Annotated in this window: 26 protein-coding genes; 11 read left to right on the top strand and 15 right to left on the bottom strand. The window is 67.7% G+C overall.

The window, feature by feature from the left end; all coding sequences use genetic code 11:
* Positions 1 to 22 precede the first annotated feature (22 nt).
* On the top strand, positions 23 to 1,108 hold the full coding sequence (locus ACFCV3_RS05490; RefSeq protein ID WP_376026333.1) for a ricin-type beta-trefoil lectin domain protein: 1,086 nt from the start codon (positions 23 to 25) through the stop codon (positions 1,106 to 1,108).
* Positions 1,109 to 1,158: 50 nt separating this feature from the next.
* On the opposite strand, the gene ACFCV3_RS05495 is transcribed toward ACFCV3_RS05490, so the two are convergent.
* On the bottom strand, positions 1,159 to 1,989 hold the full coding sequence (locus ACFCV3_RS05495) for an SAM-dependent methyltransferase (RefSeq protein WP_376026334.1): 831 nt from the start codon (positions 1,987 to 1,989) through the stop codon (positions 1,159 to 1,161).
* Between the two features lie 155 nt (positions 1,990 to 2,144).
* On the opposite strand from ACFCV3_RS05495, the gene ACFCV3_RS05500 reads away from it, so the two are divergent.
* A complete protein-coding gene (locus ACFCV3_RS05500; RefSeq protein ID WP_376026336.1) occupies positions 2,145 to 3,014 on the top strand; it encodes a helix-turn-helix domain-containing protein in 870 nt (289 codons plus the stop codon).
* Here the strand turns inward: ACFCV3_RS05500 and ACFCV3_RS05505 are convergent.
* Positions 3,011 to 3,496, bottom strand: a complete 486-nt coding sequence (locus ACFCV3_RS05505; RefSeq protein WP_376026338.1) for a winged helix-turn-helix transcriptional regulator — start codon at positions 3,494 to 3,496, stop codon at positions 3,011 to 3,013. The genes ACFCV3_RS05500 and ACFCV3_RS05505 overlap by 4 nt on opposite strands.
* A gap of 55 nt (positions 3,497 to 3,551) precedes the next feature.
* Between ACFCV3_RS05505 and ACFCV3_RS05510 the strand changes: the two genes are divergently transcribed.
* Positions 3,552 to 4,121 (top strand): GNAT family N-acetyltransferase, encoded by a 570-nt coding sequence (locus ACFCV3_RS05510; protein ID WP_376026339.1) that lies wholly within the window; start codon positions 3,552 to 3,554, stop codon positions 4,119 to 4,121.
* Here the strand turns inward: ACFCV3_RS05510 and ACFCV3_RS05515 are convergent.
* Positions 4,055 to 4,627, bottom strand: a complete 573-nt coding sequence (locus ACFCV3_RS05515) for a TetR/AcrR family transcriptional regulator (RefSeq protein ID WP_376026341.1) — start codon at positions 4,625 to 4,627, stop codon at positions 4,055 to 4,057. The two genes, ACFCV3_RS05510 and ACFCV3_RS05515, sit on opposite strands and share 67 nt — an antisense overlap.
* A gap of 54 nt (positions 4,628 to 4,681) precedes the next feature.
* Between ACFCV3_RS05515 and ACFCV3_RS05520 the strand changes: the two genes are divergently transcribed.
* Positions 4,682 to 5,656, top strand: a complete 975-nt coding sequence (locus tag ACFCV3_RS05520; protein WP_376026343.1) for an alpha/beta fold hydrolase — start codon at positions 4,682 to 4,684, stop codon at positions 5,654 to 5,656.
* On the opposite strand, the gene ACFCV3_RS05525 is transcribed toward ACFCV3_RS05520, so the two are convergent.
* From ACFCV3_RS05525 to ACFCV3_RS05550, 6 genes are read right to left on the bottom strand one after another with little or no spacing between them, the layout of a single operon-like run.
* Positions 5,631 to 6,749, bottom strand: coding sequence for an epoxide hydrolase family protein (locus ACFCV3_RS05525; protein ID WP_376026345.1), 1,119 nt, complete (start codon positions 6,747 to 6,749; stop codon positions 5,631 to 5,633). The two genes, ACFCV3_RS05520 and ACFCV3_RS05525, sit on opposite strands and share 26 nt — an antisense overlap.
* Before the next feature lie 31 nt (positions 6,750 to 6,780).
* A complete protein-coding gene (locus ACFCV3_RS05530) occupies positions 6,781 to 6,975 on the bottom strand; it encodes a ferredoxin (RefSeq protein WP_132404597.1) in 195 nt (64 codons plus the stop codon).
* 32 nt (positions 6,976 to 7,007) lie between these two features.
* A complete protein-coding gene (locus ACFCV3_RS05535) occupies positions 7,008 to 8,222 on the bottom strand; it encodes a cytochrome P450 (RefSeq protein ID WP_376026347.1) in 1,215 nt (404 codons plus the stop codon).
* Between the two features lie 31 nt (positions 8,223 to 8,253).
* Positions 8,254 to 9,453, bottom strand: coding sequence for an NAD(P)/FAD-dependent oxidoreductase (locus ACFCV3_RS05540; protein ID WP_376026349.1), 1,200 nt, complete (start codon positions 9,451 to 9,453; stop codon positions 8,254 to 8,256).
* Entirely contained in the window at positions 9,450 to 10,094 is a 645-nt protein-coding gene (locus ACFCV3_RS05545; RefSeq protein WP_376026457.1) for a TetR/AcrR family transcriptional regulator, read from the bottom strand. The genes ACFCV3_RS05540 and ACFCV3_RS05545 overlap by 4 nt, the downstream gene beginning before the upstream one ends.
* Positions 10,094 to 11,284 carry a cytochrome P450 gene (locus ACFCV3_RS05550; RefSeq protein WP_376026350.1) on the bottom strand — a complete coding sequence of 397 codons (1,191 nt, stop codon included), beginning with the start codon at positions 11,282 to 11,284 and terminating at the stop codon, positions 10,094 to 10,096. The genes ACFCV3_RS05545 and ACFCV3_RS05550 overlap by 1 nt, the downstream gene beginning before the upstream one ends.
* A 129-nt stretch (positions 11,285 to 11,413) precedes the next feature.
* Between ACFCV3_RS05550 and ACFCV3_RS05555 the strand changes: the two genes are divergently transcribed.
* Positions 11,414 to 12,850, top strand: a complete 1,437-nt coding sequence (locus ACFCV3_RS05555; protein ID WP_376026352.1) for an MFS transporter — start codon at positions 11,414 to 11,416, stop codon at positions 12,848 to 12,850.
* Positions 12,851 to 12,962: 112 nt separating this feature from the next.
* Here ACFCV3_RS05555 and ACFCV3_RS05560 read toward each other — a convergent pair whose 3' ends face one another.
* Positions 12,963 to 13,547, bottom strand: a complete 585-nt coding sequence (locus ACFCV3_RS05560; RefSeq protein ID WP_376026354.1) for a dienelactone hydrolase family protein — start codon at positions 13,545 to 13,547, stop codon at positions 12,963 to 12,965.
* Between the two features lie 57 nt (positions 13,548 to 13,604).
* Here ACFCV3_RS05560 and ACFCV3_RS05565 point away from each other — a divergent pair, with 57 nt between their 5' ends.
* Together ACFCV3_RS05565 and ACFCV3_RS05570 are read left to right on the top strand one after the other, a co-directional pair.
* Complete coding sequence (locus ACFCV3_RS05565) at positions 13,605 to 14,180, top strand: ArsR/SmtB family transcription factor (RefSeq protein ID WP_376026356.1); 576 nt, start codon at positions 13,605 to 13,607, stop codon at positions 14,178 to 14,180.
* Between the two features lie 11 nt (positions 14,181 to 14,191).
* A complete protein-coding gene (locus tag ACFCV3_RS05570) occupies positions 14,192 to 15,118 on the top strand; it encodes an aldo/keto reductase family oxidoreductase (protein WP_376026358.1) in 927 nt (308 codons plus the stop codon).
* Here the strand turns inward: ACFCV3_RS05570 and ACFCV3_RS05575 are convergent.
* Genes ACFCV3_RS05575 through ACFCV3_RS05590 form a run of 4 tightly spaced genes read right to left on the bottom strand, consistent with a single transcriptional unit; the run spans position 15,115 to position 17,576 of the window.
* A complete protein-coding gene (locus ACFCV3_RS05575; protein ID WP_376026359.1) occupies positions 15,115 to 15,723 on the bottom strand; it encodes a hypothetical protein in 609 nt (202 codons plus the stop codon). The two genes, ACFCV3_RS05570 and ACFCV3_RS05575, sit on opposite strands and share 4 nt — an antisense overlap.
* Positions 15,724 to 15,778: 55 nt before the next feature.
* Positions 15,779 to 16,192 carry an SRPBCC domain-containing protein gene (locus tag ACFCV3_RS05580; protein WP_376026361.1) on the bottom strand — a complete coding sequence of 138 codons (414 nt, stop codon included), beginning with the start codon at positions 16,190 to 16,192 and terminating at the stop codon, positions 15,779 to 15,781.
* The gene (locus tag ACFCV3_RS05585) at positions 16,185 to 16,502 is read right to left on the bottom strand and encodes an ArsR/SmtB family transcription factor (protein WP_376026362.1); all 318 of its coding nucleotides are present in this window, start codon (positions 16,500 to 16,502) and stop codon (positions 16,185 to 16,187) included. The genes ACFCV3_RS05580 and ACFCV3_RS05585 overlap by 8 nt, the downstream gene beginning before the upstream one ends.
* Before the next feature lie 33 nt (positions 16,503 to 16,535).
* Positions 16,536 to 17,576, bottom strand: coding sequence for a GNAT family N-acetyltransferase (locus ACFCV3_RS05590; protein WP_376026364.1), 1,041 nt, complete (start codon positions 17,574 to 17,576; stop codon positions 16,536 to 16,538).
* 54 nt (positions 17,577 to 17,630) lie between these two features.
* Between ACFCV3_RS05590 and ACFCV3_RS05595 the strand changes: the two genes are divergently transcribed.
* A complete protein-coding gene (locus ACFCV3_RS05595) occupies positions 17,631 to 18,074 on the top strand; it encodes a MarR family winged helix-turn-helix transcriptional regulator (protein ID WP_376026365.1) in 444 nt (147 codons plus the stop codon).
* Positions 18,075 to 18,078: 4 nt separating this feature from the next.
* Here the strand turns inward: ACFCV3_RS05595 and ACFCV3_RS05600 are convergent, their stop codons facing one another.
* Entirely contained in the window at positions 18,079 to 18,540 is a 462-nt protein-coding gene (locus ACFCV3_RS05600) for a MarR family winged helix-turn-helix transcriptional regulator (protein ID WP_376026367.1), read from the bottom strand.
* 56 nt (positions 18,541 to 18,596) lie between these two features.
* On the opposite strand from ACFCV3_RS05600, the gene ACFCV3_RS05605 reads away from it, so the two are divergent.
* The 3 genes from ACFCV3_RS05605 to ACFCV3_RS05615 are packed head-to-tail and all read left to right on the top strand — an operon-like array spanning position 18,597 to position 20,856.
* Positions 18,597 to 19,514: a glutamate-cysteine ligase family protein gene (locus tag ACFCV3_RS05605; protein ID WP_376026369.1), complete on the top strand. Its 918-nt coding sequence runs from the start codon at positions 18,597 to 18,599 to the stop codon at positions 19,512 to 19,514.
* Positions 19,511 to 20,467: a hypothetical protein gene (locus tag ACFCV3_RS05610; RefSeq protein ID WP_376026370.1), complete on the top strand. Its 957-nt coding sequence runs from the start codon at positions 19,511 to 19,513 to the stop codon at positions 20,465 to 20,467. Before ACFCV3_RS05605 ends, ACFCV3_RS05610 begins: the two co-directional genes overlap by 4 nt.
* Complete coding sequence (locus tag ACFCV3_RS05615; protein ID WP_376026372.1) at positions 20,464 to 20,856, top strand: MAPEG family protein; 393 nt, start codon at positions 20,464 to 20,466, stop codon at positions 20,854 to 20,856. The genes ACFCV3_RS05610 and ACFCV3_RS05615 overlap by 4 nt, the downstream gene beginning before the upstream one ends.
* The last annotated feature ends 581 nt before the right edge of the window (positions 20,857 to 21,437 follow it).

The raw sequence follows: 21,437 nt of genomic DNA on the forward strand, positions 1-21,437 counted from the left end.
CCCACTTCGCCCTGGAGGTCCGATGAAACTCAAGCCCCTACTGCTCTGCGCCCTGCTCAGCCTCGGCGCCGCTCTGATCCCAACCCTTCCAGCGCACGCCATCGGGGTCACGCCCGGCACGTACGTGAACTACACCTTCGACACCGCATCCCTGTCCCAGGCCGAGTTCCGGATGACGATCGACGCGTCACCGGGCCGCGCCAACGTCTACTGGGCCAACCAGTTCGGCTTCACCGCCGACGACGTCGGCGGCTACACCGGCCTGCAGACCCACCGCGACGGCGTCGGCATGTTCATCTACTCGCTCTGGAACTCGACCGCCTGGCGAGCCGGTGACACCGGGACGTACTGCCTCAAGTTCCAGGAGGACGGCACCGGCGGCAGCTGCCGTCTCGACCGCACTCCGGTCGCCGGCCACACCTACGCCTTCGCGATCGCCGACGAAGGCAGCGGCTGGTACGGCGTGACCGTCCGCGACCTGACCGCCGGTACGTCGTTCAAACTCGGCAGCCTGCAGACCGGCGACGGCAACCGGATCAGTACGTCGGGCATGGTCAGCTGGACCGAGTACTTCGACTGGAACAACAGCAAGGCCACCTGCGACGACGAGCCCTACTCGAAGCTGACGATGCCGCTGCCCACCAGTGGCAGCAGTACGGCGCGCTTCACCGGCAGCTCGGAGAGCAAGGGCTGCGCGGGCGACAGCCAGGTGACGATCTCCGGGACAACCGCCGTACAGGAGAACGGGATCGGCAACTCGTCGTCCGGTGAGATCCGCGGCAGCGGTGGGTGCCTGGACGTGTCCGGCACCGACAGTACGACGGTCCTCCTCTACAACTGCACCGGCGGGAACAACCAGAACTGGGTCCACGCGGAGAACGACACGCTGCACGCTCAGTTCAGCTGTCTCGATGCCAGTGCGACCCAGGCCGGAACCGTCATCGCCTACAGCTGTCACGGCGGCACCAACCAGCAATGGACAGCTGCCGCGGACGGTTCGCTCCGGGTCAACGGCAAGTGCCTGACCGCACCGGCCGCCCTCGGCAACGCCGTAACCGTTGCCACATGCAACAACTCGGCCAGTCAGCGCTGGACACTACCGGCGTAGAACGCGGTGTGCCCCGGAACTCACAGCTCCGGGGCACTTCGACGTACGGGCTAGAGCTTGCGGCCGACCGCGCCGACGATGCACTCCTCGACCTGGTTCAGCGGCTTGAGCCGCGGGCCGTCCGGCCACCAGTCGTCGCAGAGCACCAGGCCCGGGGCGACCAGCTCCTGGCCGGGGAAGAACTCCATCAGTTCCGCGCGGGTGCGGAACCTGCCGCTGCCCATCGGGCTGTGGATGAACTTGTCCTCCATCTTCTGGGCGACCTCGGTGTGCTCCGGAGTCTCCGGGTCGAAGAAGTGCGAGATCACCGTGTACGACCCGGGCACCACCGCGTCGACGTACTCCTTCATGATCTGCGCACCCTCGCTGCCGATGTAGTGGTGCAGCGTGCCGGCCTGCATCACGGCGATCGGCTGGCTGAAGTCGAGGAATTCACGCACCTCGGGGGTGCTCAGCACCTCTTCGGGCTCGAAGATGTCGGCGCTGACGAACAGCGTGTTCTCGTTCTCCTCGAGCAGCGCGCGGCCGTGCGCGAGCACCACCGGGTCGTTGTCGATGTAGAGCACCTTGGCGTCGGGCTGGATCCGCTGCACGACCTGGTGGGTGTTCTCGGCGGTCGGCAGACCGGATCCGCAGTCCAGGTACTGCGTGATCCCCGCCTGGCCCGCCAGGAACCGGCACGAGCGGATCAGGAAGTTCCGGTTCGACCAGGCCAGGTCCTGGGCCTGCGGCGCGGCGGCCTGGACCCCGCGCAGTACCTCGCGGTCGACCTCGTAGTTGTCCTTGCCGCCCAAGAAGGCGTCGTACACCCGGGCGATACTGGCCCTGGTGGTGTCCACCCCGACCGGAATCGAACTGGGAGCCTTGCTGGAGTCGGGCATTCGCGAACCTCATCACTGTCTGTCGGGAAGGCTACAGAGAGACTGTACTGACAGTAGGGCCCAGTGAACACGTCGTGCACGCGGGTCGCCCTGGACGGGCTTACATTCGGTTGTGAAATGATCCTTGACGACCCGAAGATCTCAGGAGGGCAGGCGTGACGGAACCGGCGTACGGCGGGCCTACCGCCCTGCGCATCATGCTCGGCTCACACCTGCGCAAGCTCCGCGAGGACGCCGGCATCACCAGGAGCGACGCGGGCTGGGCGATCCGCGGCTCGGAGTCGAAGATCAGCCGGCTCGAGCTCGGCCGGGTCGGATTCAAGGTCCGCGACGTCGAGGACCTGCTCGCGCTGTACAAGGTCGACGACGAGGTCGAGCGCGACCGGCTGGTGAGCCTGGCCCGGCAGGCGAACGACCCCGGCTGGTGGCAGCGGTACGACGACCTGACGCCGAACTGGTTCCATTCCTACCTCGGCCTGGAGATGGCCGCGGACCTGATCCGGGCCTTCGAGCTCCAGTTCGTGCCTGGTCTCCTGCAGACCCCCGAGTACGCCCGGGCCGTGATGGCGCTGGGCCGGCTGGACGAGCCGATGCCGCGCGCCGAGCAGGATCGCCTGGTCACCCTGCGGATGCGCCGCCAGGAGGTGCTGACCCGGCAGCGACCGGCCCGGCTGTGGGCCCTCATCGACGAGGCCGTGCTGCGCCGGCCGATCGGTGGCAAGACGGTTCTCCGCAACCAGCTCGAGTTCCTGATCGAGCAGTCCCGGCGGCACAACGTGACGCTGCAGATCATCCCGTTCAGCAAGGGCGGCTACACGGCGACCGGTGGCGCGTTCACCCTGCTGCGCTTCAACCAGGCCGATCTGAACGACATCGTCTACATCGAGCACCTGACCAGCGCGGTCTACCTGGACAAGCGCGAGGACCTGGACGCGTACATCGTCACGATGGACGCACTGTCGATCGCCGCCGCGCAGCCGCGGGACACCGAGCGGCTGATCCGCGCGGCCATCGACGCGATCTAGCTCGCCTCCCGGAGCACGGCACCGGGACCGGCCAGGATCGCGACCTGGCGAGGCTCCGGCTCATGCCCGGCCTCACACCGCAGTACGACGCTCACGTGCTCACCGCAGTCGCGATGGCGCGGCTCGATCGGCGGACCGCCCTCGGTCGCGAGGTACTGGTCGCCCCACTGGATGATCGCGACCAGGACCGGGTAGAGGTCGAGACCGGCCTGGGTCAGGCGGTACTCGTACCGCTCGCGCTGACCGGGTTCGCGGTACGGGTGCCGGCGCAGGACACCGCGCTCGATCAGCGCGGCCAGCCGATCGGTCAGCACCTGCCGCGGGATACCCGACCGGGTCCGGATGTCCTCGAACCGGCGGACGCCGACGAACAGCTCCCGCAACACGTGGAAGGTCCACTTGTCGCCGAGGATCTCCATCGTCCGGGAGATCGTGCAGTTCTGCGTCGAGAAGGCCATCGCCTCCGGTACCCGCGTACTCATGGTTCGAGGATAAGTCTGCTTGACAGACTTAGCCAACTCCAGTCAGGCTGAATCCGTGAATCAGACTCAGCTCGTACGGCATCAATCGGGAACGGCTCCCGCGATCCGTCGCGCCGGAGAAGCCGACCTGGACGCACTCGCATGGATGCTGACCGGACTGTCCGACCTCAGCCTCTTCTTCCGCTTCCAGGCCGGCGTCGGGCGGCCACCCCGGCCGGCCCTGCTGCTGCGGATGCTCTGCCCGAGCGGCGCCTCCTGGGTCGCCACCCGGGACGACGCGGTCGTCGGCCACGCGATGTGGGCGTGGGCAGTCGGCAGCCCTGGTACGGCGGAGCTGGCCGCCGTGATCAGCGATGCCGAGCAGCGTCGCGGCCTAGGTGTCCGGATGCTCGCCATCGCCGCCGCTGACGCGATCGCGTCCGGCGCAACCCACTTCCTGTTCGTGGTCAGCTCCGCGAACGACGCCAGTCTGCGGATGGTCCGCCGCCGCTGGCCCGACGCCACCGTCGAACGCGACGGCTCCCTGCTGATGTTCCACGCCCCCGCGCGGGTCCCGCCTCAGTCCGTCAGCCAGGCCCGCTCGATGGCAGCAACCAGTACGTCGGCCGCGGCAGCCGTGTCATAAGCCGGATCGGTCAGGGACTCGGCCACGATCGCGTCGATCCCGCCCCCGACCACCAGGGCAGCCGTCCGGAGATCGATCGACCCGTCGAGACCCCGCGCAGCCCGAGCTGCGGTGAGTAGGTCGGCCACGGCGGACCACCGGTCGGCCGAGGCGAACTCCGGAGTCACGTTCACCATCGCCTCGATGATCATCCGGGTATGCCGCGGATTGACGCGCAGATGCCCGACCATCGCCCGCACGTACGCCGCCGGCCCGTCGGCCGGTGCCGCGACGTCGACCGCCGTACCGACGGTGGTGACCAGCGCGGTCAGGACGTGTGTGTAGGCCGCCTCGACCAGCGCGTTCTTCGACGGGAAGTGGTACAGCACGGCGGCCTTGGTGATGCCGGCAGCCTCCGCGATCCGGGCCAGCGAGGTCGCCGGATAGCCGTGCTCGGCGACCAGCTCGATCGTGACGTCGATCAGCTGGGTCCGCCGGGCCTGCTCGGTGAAGGTCCGTTCGCGCATGAGCTCAACTTACCCTATGGTGGAATTACCTACCAAGTGGTTAGGAGAGCCATCATGAAGAAGCCGAAACGCCGACTGCTGATCGCGCTTGGAGTTGTCGGCGCTCTGGTACTCGCGGGTGTGTTCGTCCTCCGGACGCCGTCGCCGGTCGGGCACTGGAACAGTGCGTCCGGCTATGAGGACTACCTGGCCAAGTACGGCCGGTCGATGCAGGACATGCCGAAGCCGGCCGCGACCCTCGACGTCCGCACCGACTACGGACTCGTCCGGGTCTATCGCTTCGCCGGCGCCCAGCAGAAGTTCCACCCGCTGGTGCTGCTCCCGGGCACGATGTCCGGTACGCCGGTCTGGGCGGACAACATGCCGTCGTTGCTGAAGCTCGGCGATGTCTACGCCCTCGACCTGCTCGGCGAGCCCGGTATGAGCATCCAGAACCGGCCGATCACCAGCGCCGAGGACAAGGCCGCCTGGCTCGACCAGATGCTGGCCGCGCTCCCCGAGCAGAAGTTCAACGTGCTCGGCCTGTCGATCGGCGGCTGGACCGCCACCAACCTCGCCGTACGGCGTCCCGATCGGATCGCGACGCTGTCGCTCGTCGAACCGGCGCTCACCTTCGGCAGCATCCCGGCCGAGACGGCCGTCCGTGCCCTCCCGGCTTCGGTGAAGTGGCTGCCGCGATCCTGGCGCGACAGCTTCAGTTCCTACACCGCCGGCGGCGCGCCGGTGGAGCACGTGCCGGTCGCCGAGATGATCGAGTCCGCCATGAAGAACTACACGATCCGCCAGCCGCAGCCTGGGCAGATGACCGAGGAGCAGTTGGCCGGACTCAAGATGCCGGTCCTCGCGATCATCGCGGGTAAGTCGGTGATGCACGACCCGGTCAAGGCACGCGAGGTGGCCGAGCGGGCGCTGAAGAACAAGACGGTGAAGTTCTATCCGGAGGCCTCACACGCGATCAACGGCGAGTATCCCGACCAGCTCGCCGGCGATCTCCAGGCCTTCCTCACAATCCACGGAAGAACTTCCTGATGTCGTCGACCAGCAGATCCGGTGCCTCCAGCGCCGCGAAATGACCGCCGCGGGTGAACTCGGACCAGTGCACGATCCGGTGCCGGCGGTCGAGCACGCGCCGGATCGCCGGATCGGTCGGGAAGACCGCCACTCCGGTCGGCACCTCGGTCCGCGGCGGCCCGGGTTCGCCGCGACCTTCGTAGTACAGGTTCGCGGAGCTTGCGCTGGTGTTGGTGAACCAGTAGATCGATGCGTCGGTCAACAGGTGGTCGAGCTCGACCGCATCCTCGGGGAGCGCGCGGGCCGGATCGGTCCACTCCCAGAACTTCTCCAGGATCCAGGCCAGCTGGCCGACCGGTGAGTCGCTGAGTGCAAACGAGATGGTCTGCGGCCGCGTTCCCTGCAGCTCGGCGTACCCGGTCCCGACAGCACGCAGCCGCTCGGCCGCAGCGAGCCGCTCCCGCTCGACCTCGTTGAGGTGCTCGAGATCATCAGGCCGTACGTCGGGAAAGGCCAGCCCACCGTTGATATGAACGCCGATCACGTGCTCCGGGTCGACCGCCCCGAGCCACGGTGACACGACTGATCCGGTGTCACCGCCTTGAGCGCCGTACCGGTCGTAGCCGAGCCGGCCCATCAGCTCAGCCCACCCGCGCGCGATCCGCTCGTGGTTCCAGCCGGACTCGAGCGGTACCGAGAAACCGTGGCCCGGCACCGACGGTACGACGAGATGGAACGCGTCGCGCGGATCGCCGCCGTACGCCGCCGGATCGGTCAGCGGGCCGATCACCGGCAGGAACTCGGCCACGGAACCCGGCCAGCCGTGGGTCAGGATCAGCGGTACGGCGTTGCGTTCGGCGGAGCGGACGTGCAGAAAGTGGATCGTCTGGTCGTCGATCCGCGTCGTGTACTGCGGGTACGCGTTGAGGCGGGCTTCCCAGATCCGCCAGTCGTAGGACTGCCAGCGCTCGACGATCGCCTGCAGGTACTCGACCGGAACTCCACGGTCCCAGCCGGTGCCGGGCAACTGCCGGGGCCAGCGCACCGCGCGCAACCGCTCGGCGAGGTCCTGCACGGCCTGGTCCGGGATCTCGATCCTGAACGCGTCCATGCACCGAACCTACGCCGAGCGAGGGGCGTGCCTAGTCCTCTACAACGATCGCCAGGGCCGGGCACACCGCGGCGGCCTGGTGGACGTCGACGGCGAGCTCGTCGGGCGGGGTGTCGGTGAGGAGGACGACGATGCCGTCCTCGTCCCGCTGGTCGAAGACGTCCATGGCCGCGGTCACGCACTGCCCCGAGGCGACGCACTTGTCCTGATCGACAATGACCTTCATCAGCTTGCTTCTTTCTCTCGGTGGGCCGCGCGTTACCAGGTGACGGGGAGGGAGTAGACGCCGTACACGGCGCCGTCGTGCTTGAACGGGACGTCGTCGAGCTCGACCGCCCGGCGCAGCGTCGGGATCCGGCGGTAGAGGGTGCCGTAGACGACCTGCAGCTCGAGTCGCGCGAGTGGTTGCCCAAGGCACTGATGTACGCCGAACCCGAACGCGACATGCCGGCGGGCGTCCCGGGTCACGTCCAGGGTGTCCGGCTCCGGGAACATCTCCGGGTCGCGGTTGGCGATGTCGTTGGGGAAGATCACCCCTTCACCGGCCTTCAGAATCTGCCCGTTGAACTCGATATCCTCGAGAATCGCCCGGCGACGGCCGTTGTGGGTGATGTTCAGGTATCGCAGCAGCTCCTCGACCGCACCGGCGATCAGCTTCGGGTCGTCGGTGTCGCGCAGCTTCGCGAGCTGATCGGGGTGCTCGAGGAGCGCAAGGGTGCCGAGGGCAATCATGTTCGCGGTCGTCTCGTGCCCGGCGATCAGCAGCAGGACACCGATCCCGGCGGCGTCCTTGCGGCTCAGCTCACCGGCGTTGACCCGCTCGGCCAGCCCGGACAGGAGATCGTCCTTCGGGTTCTCCAGCTTGTCGCCCATCAGCTCGTGCAGGTAGCCGCCGATGTTGCCGCGCGCCTTGTTCCGCTCCTCGATCGAGGCCGTCGTGCGCAGCAGGATGCTGCTGTTGACCTGGAAGAAGTCGTGGTCCTCGTACGGGACGCCGAGCAGCTGGCAGATCACCAGCGACGGGATCGGCAGCGCGAACGCCTGCACCAGATCGACCGGCTTCGGCCCGGCCAGCAGGTCGTCGATCAGGTCGTCGACGATCTTCTGCACCTGCGGGCGCATCGCCTCGACCCGCTTGATCATGAACGGAGCAGTCACCATCCGGCGCAGCCGCGCGTGCTCCGGGTCGTCCATCAGGATGAACCCGATCCCGGGGCCGTCGTCATCGCGTGGCAACGGCACCGGCGTCGAGTTCGGATAGCCCGGTTTGGTGACATCCGAGCTGAGCCGCGGATCCGACATCAGCCGGCGCTGCTCGTCGTACCGGGTGACCAGCCAGACGGACTGGCCGAACACATCCACCTTCGTCAGCGGCCCCTCCTCCTGGAGTTCGCGCAGTCGCGGCGGCGGATCGAACGGGCATCCGGCCGCGCGGGCCATCGGATACTCCGGAGCTTGCTGAGTTGCTGTCATCGCATTCCCTTCCCCAGCGAGGGTTTGACGCTTACACCAGGTGTGCGCGGTGCAGGCGCGTCTGTTTGGGCATGTTCCAGCCGAGTACGGCGACTGTGCGGCCGTCGCGGCGGTAATGAGTGACGAACCGGCGGTCGTCGATCGCCCCCTCGGCGACAGTGATGTCGGCGTCGGCGCTCGGTAGGCCGTGCACCTGGATCTTGGTGGCGAACTGATCGGTCCAGAAATACGGGATCGGTGCGTAGGAACGGTTCTCGCCGAGAATGTTCGCGGCGACACACGCGGCCTGCTCGGTGGCATTGGTCCGATTCTCCAAGCGCAGCAAGGCATCCAGTCCGTCATGCCGCCACCTTGCGACATCACCAGCGGCATAGATCCCCTCGGCCGCCCGGCACTGCGAATCGCACACCACGCCGTTGTCGAGCGTGAGCCCACTGTCCACCAGCCACTCCGTAGCCGGCGTCGCCCCAAGCGCCACCACCACAACATCCGCCGGCAGATGCTCACCACTCGCCAGCTGCACACCGGTCACCCGGCCACCCGCCGACGTCAACCCAGTGACCGCCGTACCCAACCTCAGGTCCACACCCTCAGCCACATGCAGCTCGGCCAGCAACCCAGCCACCACCGCCCCAAACTGACTCTCCAAAGGAGCCGCCTGCGGCCCCGCCATAGTCACCGAACACCCAAGCTTCCGAGCAGTAGCAGCAACCTCAGCCCCCAGCACGCCGTCCCCCACAACCACCAAGCGCGGCGGAGCGGAGGAGGCGTCGCGGGGTGGCGTGGCTTCGGTGCCGCCCACCCTGGTTGCGCCCGCCAGGTCGCGGCGCAGGGCATCTGCGTCGCTCAGGGTGCGGAGGACGTGTACTCCTGCGAGGCCCTCTTGACCGGGCAGCATGCGGGGGCGGAGGCCGGTGGCGATGACGATTGCGTCGGCGGATAGTTCACGGCCCGACTCGGTGCTCACCAGGCGCCGGTCGACGTCCAGCGCTGTTGCCGGGTCGCCTAATACGAAGTTGGCTTCGAGCTTGGCGAGCATCTCCTCCGGGCGCAACCGGGTGCGCACCTCGTCCCAGTCACCACAGAGGTACTGCTTGGACAGGGGCGGGCGGTCGTACGGCAGGTGCGTCTCGGCGCCGAGCACGGTGATCGGCGCCTGATATCCCTGCCTGCGAAGGGCTTCCAGCGTGGATAGCCCAGCCGCGGACGCACCGACGATCAGCACGCTCATTGTGTCACCGGTGCGTTCCAGACTCCGACAATGCCGTCGATCAGCCCGGTCGCCATGTCGTGCCAGGTCGCCCGGTTGGTCGGCTCACCGTCTGCCAGCGCGCGCTCGTACTCCGCACACATCTGCAGGATCAGTAGGCGCGTCATACTGCCGCGCTCCATCCGAACCTCCAGCGGGAGGTCGGCGAGGATGGCGTCGAGCCGCTCGATGATCCACTGCATCGACTGCGAGGTCAGCAGGTCGTCGACGAGCGGTCCACGCAGCACCGGATCGTTCATCAGCTGCGCGTTGAATCGCGCCACCCAGCTCGGGATACCGAGCGTCGCGAGGTAGTCGGTGGTCGGGCGCACCAGGCAGCTGACCCAGACCCGCAGGTCCTGGCTGTCCCCGGCCTCGGCGATCAGCTCCCGCCGACGCTCCTCGACCTGGGCCGCATGCTTCTGCAGGATCGCCTTGATCAGGTCGGTCTTGGTCCCGAAGTGATACCCGACCGCGGTGTTGTTGCCCTGCCCGGCGGCTTCGCTGATCTGCCGGTTGGACACCTCGTGCAGCCCGCGCTCGGCGAACATCCGCTCAGCGGTGGCCAGGATCAGCTCCCGGGTCGCGTTCACCCGCTCGGCCCGGACCGTCTTCGCCATCATCACCAGACCACCGGCACCTTCTGCAGCCCGCCGACGAGCAGACCCTCGACCGGCGGCAACTCCCGCACCGGTACGCCGAGAGCCAGCGTCGGCAGTCGCCGCAGGAGGACCTCCAGCACGACCTGCAGCTCGGTCCGCGCCAGCGACTGACCGACACACGAGTGCGGTCCGACACCGAACGACATGTGGATGTTCGGGCTGCGCGACAGATCCAGCTCAGCCGCATCCGGGAACACGGACTCGTCGCGGTTCGCCGAACCCAGGCTGCAGATCGCCGTCGTACCGGCGGGCAGCGTCCCACCTGGCAGTTCCACGTCTTCATCGACGTACCGGGTCAGGCCGAACCCGGCGTTCGCGTCGTACCGCAGGGTCTCCTCGACCGCGGTACGAACGAGCGTCGGATCGGCCAGCAACTGCTCCCAGTGCGTGCGGTCGGCGAGCAGCATCGCCATCATCTTGCCGATCATGTTCGTGGTGGTCTCGTGCCCGGCGATCAGCAGACCCTTGCCAGTAGCAACGAGTGCGTCGTCGCTCAGATACTCACCGGCAGCGTCGGCGCGGGTGATCAGGTCACCGAGCAGGTCCTCCCCAGGGGCGTCCCGCTTGGCGGCGACATGACCAGCCATGTACGTCGTGAACTCCGCCTGCGCGGCGTCGACCTCGCCCTGGCTGTAGCGGCTGACACTCAGGAACGTGTCGGACCAGTGCGAGAAGCGATCGCGGTCCTCGTTGGGCACACCGAGCAAGTCGCAGATCACCCACACCGGGAGCGGGAAGCCGAAACTCGCGCGCAGGTCGGCCGGCTGGCCTTGCGCGATCATCTCGTCGACGAGCTGCTCGGCCATCGCCTCGATCCGTGGTCGCAGCTCGGCCATCCGCTTGGCGGTGAACCACTTGGTCAGCATCCGCCGCCAGCGCTGGTGACCGTCCCCGAGTCGCGGGATCGGTGACTCCTGCTGGTCCAGCATCGAGATCCGGGCTGCGTTCGCCTCGCTGGAGTTGCGCGCGAACCGGGGATCCGCGATCAGTTGCCGGATGTCGTCGTACCGGGTCAGCAAGGTCGCCTGGTCGCCGCTCGGCAGCCGGACGTGGGCCACCGGGCATTGCTGCCGCAGCTCCTCCCACTCCGCTGGGGGCTCGATGGCGGCAATGGGGGCCAATGGATAGTCGATCGCGTCACGCTCGGTCACGAGACATCACCTCCGTGTGGGTCTGACTTCCACTTTGCCTCGCGATCTTGCTTAAGTCAACTGACTGACTTAATCTTTGGTTGCAGAAACCAACCATCTTTCCAACCCCTTGCCCCTCGGAGGCATCCGATGTCCGCAGCCCCCGCCGACCCGCCGGTACGAGCCGGCGCAGTGGTTCCAGTGCTCGCGTCGGCCGGTATCACGGTCGCGTTGATGCAGACGCTGGTCATCCCAGTCATCCCCGAACTGCCGCGACTGCTGAACGCCTCGGCCGGCGCGACCGCATGGGCCATCACCGCGACCCTGCTCGCGGCCGCGGTCGCGACCCCGATCATGGGCCGGCTCGGTGACATGTACGGCAAGCGCCGGATGCTGCTGATCAGCATCAGCCTGCTGATCGCCGGTTCGATCGTCGCCGCACTAAGCAACTCACTCATCCCACTGGTCGTCGGTCGCGCGCTGCAAGGCTTCGCAGCCGGCGTGATCCCACTCGGGATCAGCATCATGCGCGACGAGCTGCCGTCCGACCGCCTCGGTACGGCGACCGCGCAGATGAGCGCGTCACTCGGGGTCGGCGGGGCGCTCGGGCTGCCCGCCGCGGCCTTGCTGGCCGAGAACCTCAGCTGGCACGCATTGTTCTGGGTATCGGCCGGACTCGGCGTACTCATCTTCGGACTGGTACTGCGCTTCGTTCCCGAATCCACCGTCCGCTCGGGCGGGCGCTTCGACGTACTGGGTGGAGTCGGTTTGTCGGTCGGCCTGATTTCGTTGCTGCTGGCAATCTCTCAGGGGGCCGACTGGGGCTGGGCGAGCGCTCCGACACTGGGGCTGTTCGCCGTGGCAGTCGTCACGATCCTCGCGTGGGGCTGGTGGGAACGCCGTACCAGCGAGCCGTTGGTCGACCTGCGGACGACCGCGCGACCGCAGGTACTGCTGACGAACCTGGCGTCGATGGTCTTCGGGTTCGCGATGTTCGCGATGTCGCTGGTCGTGCCGCAGTTGCTGCAGATGCCGAAGGCAACCGGTTTCGGACTCGGGCAGTCGATGCTCGCCTCCGGTCTCGTGATGGGCCCGTCCGGCCTGATCATGCTCGTCACCGCACCCCTGTCCGCCAAGCTCTCCGCCGCCCGCGGCCCCAAGATCACCCTGATGCTCGGCGCCATCGTGGTCGCCACCGGCTACGGCGTCGGCAGCGTCTTCATGGGTTCGGTCTGGGAGATCGTCCTGGTCTCACTGCTGATCGGCGCCGGTATCGGCCTCGCCTACGGCGCCATGCCCGCCCTGATCATGTCCGCCGTCCCCGTCTCCGAGACCGCCGCCGCGAACAGCTTCAACACCCTGATGCGCTCCATCGGCACCTCGGTCTCCAGCGCAGTAGCCGGCGTCATCCTCGCCCAGCTCACCATCAACCTGGGCACCTACACCCTCCCCTCCCAGAACGGCTTCCGCGTAGTCCTCATCACCGGCGCCGCCGCAGCCCTCATCGCCCTGGCCATCGCCGCCTGCATCCCCACCCGCTCCACCACAACCACCCCAGCCCTGGCCGATACGCCAGCCACCGCCTGACCCACGCCCCCGCCACACCCGCATTTCCCTGGCTAGGCAGCCAAATCGGGGGTTCTCCACCCATAACCACGGTGCTTAACCCCCAACCACAGTGGCTAGGCAGCGAAATGGGTCAGGGGAGGTTGGCGAGGAAGGCGAGGGTGCGCTGGATCAGGAGGATTGAGGCTTCCTGGTTGTAGTCCGCGAGGGAGGAGTCGGCGAAGAGGTGGGTTTTGCCGGGGTAGAGGAAGAGCTCGGCTTCGGTGGGGTTGGCGGCTACCAGGGCCTGGGCGGACGTGAGGTCGCCGTCTTCTTCGGTGAACCAGGGGTCTTCGTCCATGCCGTGGATCTGCACGGGGACCCCGGCCGGCCAGGTTTCGCTGAACTCGCTGACCGGCAGGCACGAGTGGTAGAAGAGACCGCCGCGGGCACCGGCCCGGGTCTGGGTGAGTTGCTGGGCCGGCATGACACCCATCGAGAACCCGGCGTAGACGACGTTCTCCGGCAGGTCCTGGGCGTAGGCGACACCGGCCTCGAGCAGTTTGCCGAAGCCGATGCTCTTGCCGTACGCCATGCCGTCCTCGATGGTGTCGAAGGTGTTGCCGTCGTACAGGTCGGGCGTATGGACGGTGTGCCCCGCCTGGCGGAGCTCCTCGGCGAAGGCTTTCACCCCGTCCGTGAGCCCCTGCGAGTGGTGGTACAGCACGACCTCGGTCATCTTCAGCTCCAATGATCCAAATATCTCGAACAATCGGGAATGCTAGTCTGTTCGACCGTGACAGGCAACAGCCCCGCGGTCCCGGACTACGAACTCGCGGAGACTCTCGAGCTGACGACCGCCGAGCAGGTGCGGGCGATCGCCGACCCACTCCGGACGACGATCCTCGGCCTCCTGCACGAGCGCGCCACGACCGTCACCGAGCTGGCCACCGCGGTGAAACGACCGAAGAGCACGGTCGCCCATCACGTGAAGGTGCTCGCGGATGCCGGCATCCTGCGCGTCGTCCGGACCCACAAGGTGCGCGCGATCGAGGAGCGGTTCTACGGCCGCGCGGCCCGCTCGTTCTACGTCGGCCTCGGCCGCCAGGGCGGCAAACTGCCCGAGGACTTCAACGATTTCGAGGTTGCTGCCGAGGAGTCCCGGAGCGCCTACGACGAGGGTCAGCTCCGCTCGTTCATCCGGCACGCCCGGATCCCCGAGGAACGCGCGGCCGAGTTCTGGCGCGGGGTCCACGAGCTGATCGACACGTTCGACAAACTCCCGCGCGCGGGCGGCACGACGTACGGGTTCACCGTCGGCCTCTACCCGATCGTCGACTACCCAACGCTGCCGCCGAAGGCCGACGAGTAGGGTCGGGGTTTGTGACGACAATTGACTTGGGTGGCACCGGGACCGCGGCTTCGCAGGTCGTCCTCGGGCTGATGCGGATCAAGGACAAGACCGACGAGGAGATTCGCACCCTCGTCGGGACCGCGCGCGATGCCGGGGTGACGATGTTCGACCACGCGGACATCTACGGCGGTCCGCACGGCTGCGAGCAGCGGTACGGCGAGGCGCAGCCGGTGCCGGCGTCCGAGCGGGACCAGATCCTGCTGCAGTCGAAGGTCGGAATCCGCTCGGGGTTCTTCGATTCGTCGCGCGAGCACATCCTGTCGAGTGTCGAGCAGTCGCTGACCGCGCTGCGGACCGACTACCTCGACGTACTGCTGATCCACCGCCCCGACACTCTCGTCGAGCCGGATGAGGTTGCGGCCGCGTTCGACGAGTTGCACAGCAGCGGGAAGGTTCGTGCGTTCGGCGTCTCGAACCACACTCCGGGTCAGATCGAGCTGCTCCGGAAGGCTGTCCGTCAGCCGCTCGTCGCGAACCAACTCCAGTTCAGCATCACCAACGCCGCGCTGGTCGCGCAGGGTCTGGCCGCGAACATCATGGGCCTGGAGCAGTCGGCCGACCGCGACCTCGGCATCCTCGACTACAGCCGGTTGTACGACATGACGATCCAGACCTGGGGTTCTGTGCAGTCCCCGGCGAACGGTGGCGTCTTCATCGGCGACCGGGAGAACTACCCCGAGCTGAACGACGCCCTCGACGAACTGGCGAACGCGCACGGCACCTCCCCCGACGCGATCGCCATCGCCTGGCTGGCGCGGCATCCCGCCAAGATGCAGATCGTCATCGGCACCACAACACCGAGCCGAGTCCAGGATGCCGCCGCCGGCGCCGCGATCACGCTCAGCCGCGAAGAGTGGTACCGCCTCTACACAGCTGCCGGCAACACCCTGCCCTAGGGCTGTCGCGAACGCGCGACGTACAGACCCGCGAGGTTGAGCGCGAGACCCCACAACGCGAACATCACCAGATTCGGCAGCACGTCCGATCCACCGTACTCGCCGTTCCACCACGGCTGCGCCGACCCGAACGGCGTCAGCCATGGCCGCGCACCTGGTGCAGTGGCGGACAGTACGCCGTACAGGCCCAGCGGGAAGACGATTGTCGCGGCAGCCGCGATCCAACCGCGCCCGATCAGCATGCCCAATCCGATCCCGACCAGCTGCGCCACAACCTGCGTGACGAAGGCTCCGATCACCAGGACCGGCGCGTGCTCCCAACGGTCACTTGCTGTCGATGGCACCAACCAGGCAACGAGAATCGACGCAACCAGCCCCACCGCCGCCAATCCCACGGCGTACCCGATCGCGAACCGGAACACCGACCGCTCCCGCCGAGCCGCCACCGCACCGATGAACGGCACCCCGATCGAGATCAAACTCTGCGCAACCTCGGACGCCGACGCGAAAGTCCGATCCGCCTCCGCAGCCCCGATCTGGCTGAGCACCGCCCCAAGAACTCCGACAACCCCAGTGACACCGGCTATCACGCGATATGCGCGCATCGAGCACCCCCAGCTCTAGTCGATACCTCAAGTATCGCGGCTGGGCGGGTCGCGGCTAGGCCAGATTGGCCTGCAGCTCGGCAGCCAGTACGGCGAGCCGCGGCAGCACCTCGTCACGCCAGCCCGGACCCATCCGGTCGAACGCCATCCGGTGCCGGTTGTTGTCGAGATCGAAGCCGGAGTGCTCGAGGAACAGGCGAGTACCGCGGCCCTCGGGAGTGAGCCGCCAGTCGAGCGTCCAGTCCCCGTTGAAGGTGTAGGTGAACCGGGCCGGCGCCTCGACATGCGTGACCTCGCAAGCGACCTCACCCCACTTCGGCATCTGCAGGTGGAACCGGTGCCCGACGACCGGCGCAACATCACCCGGCGCCCACCACCGCGCCAGCAGCTCCGGCTCGGTCAGCACCCGCCAAACCCGCTCCGGCGCCGCCGCCACGAACTGATCCACCACGATGGCCTTCTCACTCATCCGAACCCTCCAGGTCCTCGGCAACCTCGGCCAGCGCCCGCAGTCGCGGCCGCCAGTACTCCTCGAACGGATGCAGCCACTCGCCGACCTCCGCCAGCGGCGCACCGTCCAGCGAGTAATGCCGCTCGCGCCCCTCGGCCCGATCGCGCACCAACGCCGCCTCCCGCAACACCTTCAGATGCTCGGCCACCGCCGGCCGACTCAACTCGAACTGCGCAGCAAGGTCCCCCGCAGTCCGCGGCCCTGCCATCAGCAGCTCCAGCAACTTCCGCCGCACCGGGTGAGCCAACGCCCCAAACGCATCCGTCATACGTTCGAGAATATGTCGGGATTTTCCGACATGTCAACTATTCCCGACATATCCGGTCGTTGCCTTGCGGAGCAGTACGGATCCAGGCGGAGCACCTTCGCGCGTGAGGGAGTAGCCGGCCTGGCGATAGAGCGCCTGCGGACCAGTACTGCGAACGCCGGTGCACAACGCGATGGTCGCCGTACCGGCCGGGGCATGGGCTTCAGCGTGCGCGAGAAGTTGTTGCCCTAGGCCCTGATGTCGGTAGTCCGGGGCAACCATCAACCGCCCGATCAGCCAGGCATCCCCGTCCCGCCGGGCCCGCACGGACGCGATCAGTCGGCCACCGGATCGAATCACCCAGACGCGCCACTCCGCGAGCGCCGCCGCGACCTCCGCCGCAGTCTCGGTCAGCGCAGGCAGGTCGAGCGCCTGATTCGCAATCGCCTCGTCCACCCAGCAGGCACGCTGCAGCACGACCAGCTCCGGCACATCCCCTGCTTCTGCCGCAACGATCTGCCCATCCCGCTCACGCAAGGGCCGCAGTACGTCGGCCGCCCGCGCCAGCTGGGTCAACGCGCCGCGGGCATATCCGACCCGCCGCTCATCCACGACGACCTCGCCATCGACGACATCGTCGGCGATCCGCAGGTACACATCCCCACCGATCGAGAGCATCCGCATCGACGCCGCCACCCCGCGGGCCATCTGGACCGCCCGTGAGCCCGCCGACGTATTGCCGTAGCCGACGAACAAGCACGGCTTCCAGGCCCACTCGCGACTCAGGAAGTCGAACGCGTTCTTCAGCGTGGCCGGCATCGCGAAGTTGTACTCACTCGTCACGAACACGAACGCATCAGCCGCATCCACCCGGCTACTCCAGGCCCGGGTGTGCGCATGCACGTAGACGCCGGTCGACGGATGCTCCGGCTCATCGAGGAACGGCAGGCCCACCTCCGCGAGGTCGGCCACGTCGATCACGATCTCCAGCTCGGCCGCAGTGGCGACCGTCGCCCGGAGGAACCACTCCGCGATCGCCGGTCCGAGCCGCCCGGGTCGCGTGCTGGCGACGACCACCATGATTTTCATTGACATGTCAAAGACGATAGCAAGTTTCTATGACATGTCAAAGAAAGCTAGGATCACCGCATGACCCAGTGGCTGAGCACCGACGAAGAGCGCGCCTGGCGTGCGGTCCGGCGACTACTGACCGTGCTGCCGTCGCGCCTCGGCCGCGACCTCACCCAGCTCGGACTGTCCTCAGCGGACTACGAGGTGCTCAGCACGCTGTCGGAGAAGCCAGACCGCCGCTGGGGCCTGAAGGACTTCGCCGAGAAGATGCAGTGGTCGCGCAGCCGGCTGTCACATCACGCGGCGCGGATGGAGGCCCGCGGCCTGATCGAGCGCGAGCCGGATCCCGCCGACGCCCGCGGTTCCATCTACCACCTCACGGACGCCGGGTTCGCCGTACTGGCCGAAGCCGCGCCCGGCCATCTCGAGTCGGTCCGGGCCCGCTTCCTCGACCACCTCAACCCCGAGGAGATCGCCGTACTAGAGCGAGTCGCCGACCGGATCGCCGACCTGCCCGACTGACGCTTCACTCCGCGTCCCAGCGCTCCAGTACGTCGGCCACCCGGGCGAGGACGTCACGGGCGACGGCGTACTCCTCGGCACCGAACTCTTCGGCGAAGCGTTCTTCCAGGTCACGCAGGTGCTGGTAACCGTCCGCCGCCGCGTGCCGGCCGAGCTCGCTATAGGTGACCAGCTTGGCGCGGCCGTCCTGCGGATCCGGGCGCATCTCAAGGATGCCTAGGGCAACCATCTCGCGGACCACCTCACCCATCGACTGCCGGGTCATCCCGGCCCGGTGCGCCATGTCCGCCGACCGCGAACCCTCCGACTGCAGGGTGCCGAAGACGGCATTGTGGGCCTGCTTGATCTCCGGATGGCCGTGCTTGTGCATCTCGCGGACCATGTGCGTCTGGAGCACGCGATTGGCGCGGTCCACCAGGGCGATGAACGGTTTCTGGCCGAGCCGGGGAAGTTCAACGCTTGACACTCGTAAGGATTCCTTCCATTATTTCGACAGGAATCCTTACAGTATCAGGAGCGACCATGAAACCGAAGGAACTGCAGCCGCTGGTGGCGGAGCTGTTTGCGCGGGGCCGGCGCCGGAGCGTCCGGGTCGCGGTCGAGCAGGAGTTCCTGGTCGCCGACGCCACCACGGGGGCCGCCGTACCGATCGAGCGGGTACGGCGGGCAGCGGCCGGCGCGATCGCGGCGCCGTACATCAGCTTCGAGCCGGGCGGTCAGCTCGAGCTCAGCCTGCCGTGCACGCTCGACCCAGTCGGCCAGCTCCGCACGATGGTCGACGACCTCACGCACCGCCTGACCGCCGCGCACATCACCACCTACGCACTGCCGGTCGACCCACGGCCCGAGCACGAGGTTCCGCTACAACTGACGAGCCCGCGGTACGTCGCGATGCATCGACACTTCGATTCGATCGGACCGGCCGGTCGGCGGATGATGCGGCGTACTGCATCCACGCAGATCTGCCTGGACTGGTGGCCGGGGCAGGCGGGTGCGGAGCAGTGGCGGGTCCTCAACCTCGCTGGGCCTTACCTCGCGGCAACCTTCGCGCGAAGCTCCGGTCCGCACGGGCGGCTCACGACCTGGCTCGAGACTGATCCGGCTCGGACCGGGTTCGACGACCGGCTGGTCGCTGACGACCTTGTTGCGGCGTATACGGCGTTCGCTGCCGGCGCTGCGGTCTTCACTGGGAGCGCGGCCGAGCACCTCACCACGATGTTCCCGCCGGTTCGCCCGCGATCGACGTACCTGGAGGTTCGCTTCCTCGACGCGCAGGAACCATCCGACGTCGCGCCTGTCGTCGACGCGCTCACGAGGTTGATGTACGACGACGCCCACCGCCGCATCGTGTTACGGCGTCTGGAGGCGGATCGGGTTCACCTGGGTGAGCACTGGCTCGCGGCTGCCGACGGGCAGTTGGACCTGGAGCTGGCCGCATGAGCGCCATCCTGTTCGTCACCGACCCGCTCACCGGGCTGCAGGCCGATATCGATGCGACCATCGGCCTGATGGCCGCATCGCAGGACCTCGACCACGAGGTCTGGTGCTGTCAGCCGGAGGAGCTGGCCGTCATCGACGGCCGCCTGTACGCCCGCGCCCACCGGATCCGCCTCCGCCCACGACGCCCCGGCCACGATCACCGGTGGATCGTCGACCCCAGCTGGTACGACGAACTCGATACCGCGCTGATCGACGTTGCTTCCTTCGCGGTGGCGCATCTCCGGATCGATCCGCCGGTCGACGAACGCTACCTGCACGCGACGTACCTGCTGGACCTCGCCGGCACCCGCGTCATCAACCGCCCCGACGGGATCCGCGCCGTCCACGAGAAACTGATCGCCCTCCGGTTCCCTTCGTTGTGCCCGGCAACCTATGTCGGTACGTCGGTTGCCGCGCTCCGCGAGTTCGTGGCCCGCACCGGGACCGCGATCGTCAAGCCGGTCGACGGATTCGCCGGACTCGACGTCTGGCTCGTGCGGGACGACCACGCGGCGATGTCCCTGCTGGAGTCGGCCACCCGCGGTGGGCGGCGGCAGGTGATCGCACAGGAGTACCTGCCAGCCGTTGCGCACGGCAACAAACGACTCTTCCTGCTCGACGGCGAGATCGTCGGCGCCGTCCTCCGCCGGCCGGACGCGAACGACTTCCGCATTGGCCCGCCGGTCGCCATCGCCCCGATCGATGCCGCGGACCTCGCGATCGCCGCCGTACTCCGCCCGGTCCTCGTCCGGCACGGCCTCACCATCGCCGGCGCCGACGTCATCGGCGGCCGCTTGATCGAGGTCAACGTCACCTGCCCCGGCGGCATGCACAAAACCGACGCCCTCCTCGGCACCACCCTCAGCCACTCGATCGTCCAGCACCTCACCGCACGCGAAGGAGTCCTGACATGAGCACCATCACCATCGTCTGCATGGCCCTACTAGGCATCCTGCTCTTCCTGCTGGGCGCCAACGTCACCCGCCACCGAGCAATGCGAGGCAGCGGCAACCAAGCCCCCACCGACCCCGCCGACCCCCTCCTGATCGCCGTCCGAGCCCACGGCAACGCCGCCGAATACATCCCCACCCTGCTGGTCCTCCTCCTGGTCTGTTCCTTCCTCTCCACCAGTTGGCTGGTAGACGCCCTGGCCATAGCCGCCCTCCTGGTCCGAACCACCCACGCCATCGGCATGCTCACCGCCAAAACCCTCGCCGCCCACGGCCCTCTCCGAGACATCGGCGCCCTAGGCACCTACCTGGTAGGCATCACCATCGGCATCACCGCCATCGCCACCCTCTAACACCCCACCGACAGGACGTATACGCCCACCACCCACCCCCGCCCCGCTCACCACACCCGCCGCCACCGCCCAGCAGACGTATACGTCCTGTCCTTCCGCCGATCCCCAGACCCTCCACCCGACCCGGTACGACGTTGAGTCCTGCGATCTCGGGTTCGCAGGCTGTCCCGCGCGTTATCCGATGGATTTTCGTCACCGAGTCCCCAAAATCCATCGGATAGCGCCCGACCTCGGCCCTCACGCACCCCAGCCGCAGCCCGTCAGCCCCAGGCAACGCGAAACCGCGGTCACCGGCCTCGCCATCCGGCTCAGCCATCTGGGGTGGCGCGCCCTCTGGTTTTGTCGGCCGTCTTTGGCGGTCGAGTGGGCTGAGGCGCGAAAGGACTCGGCCGGGGACGTGCGCTGTGGTTGATCGCCGCGTCCGGCCGATCTGAAAGACAGCATGGCTGGGCGCCGCAGTGGCTGGGGTGGGTGGCGAGGTCGGTGACCGCGGTTCCACGTTGCCTGGGGCTGACGGGCTTTGGCTGGGGCGTGCTAGCCGTCGTTTTTGGGTGGTACGGCTCCCCGGCCCCGGACCGCGG

This window comes from Kribbella sp. NPDC056345 (genome assembly GCF_042262745.1).
In the GTDB taxonomy this organism is placed as follows: Bacteria; Actinomycetota; Actinomycetes; order Propionibacteriales; family Kribbellaceae; genus Kribbella.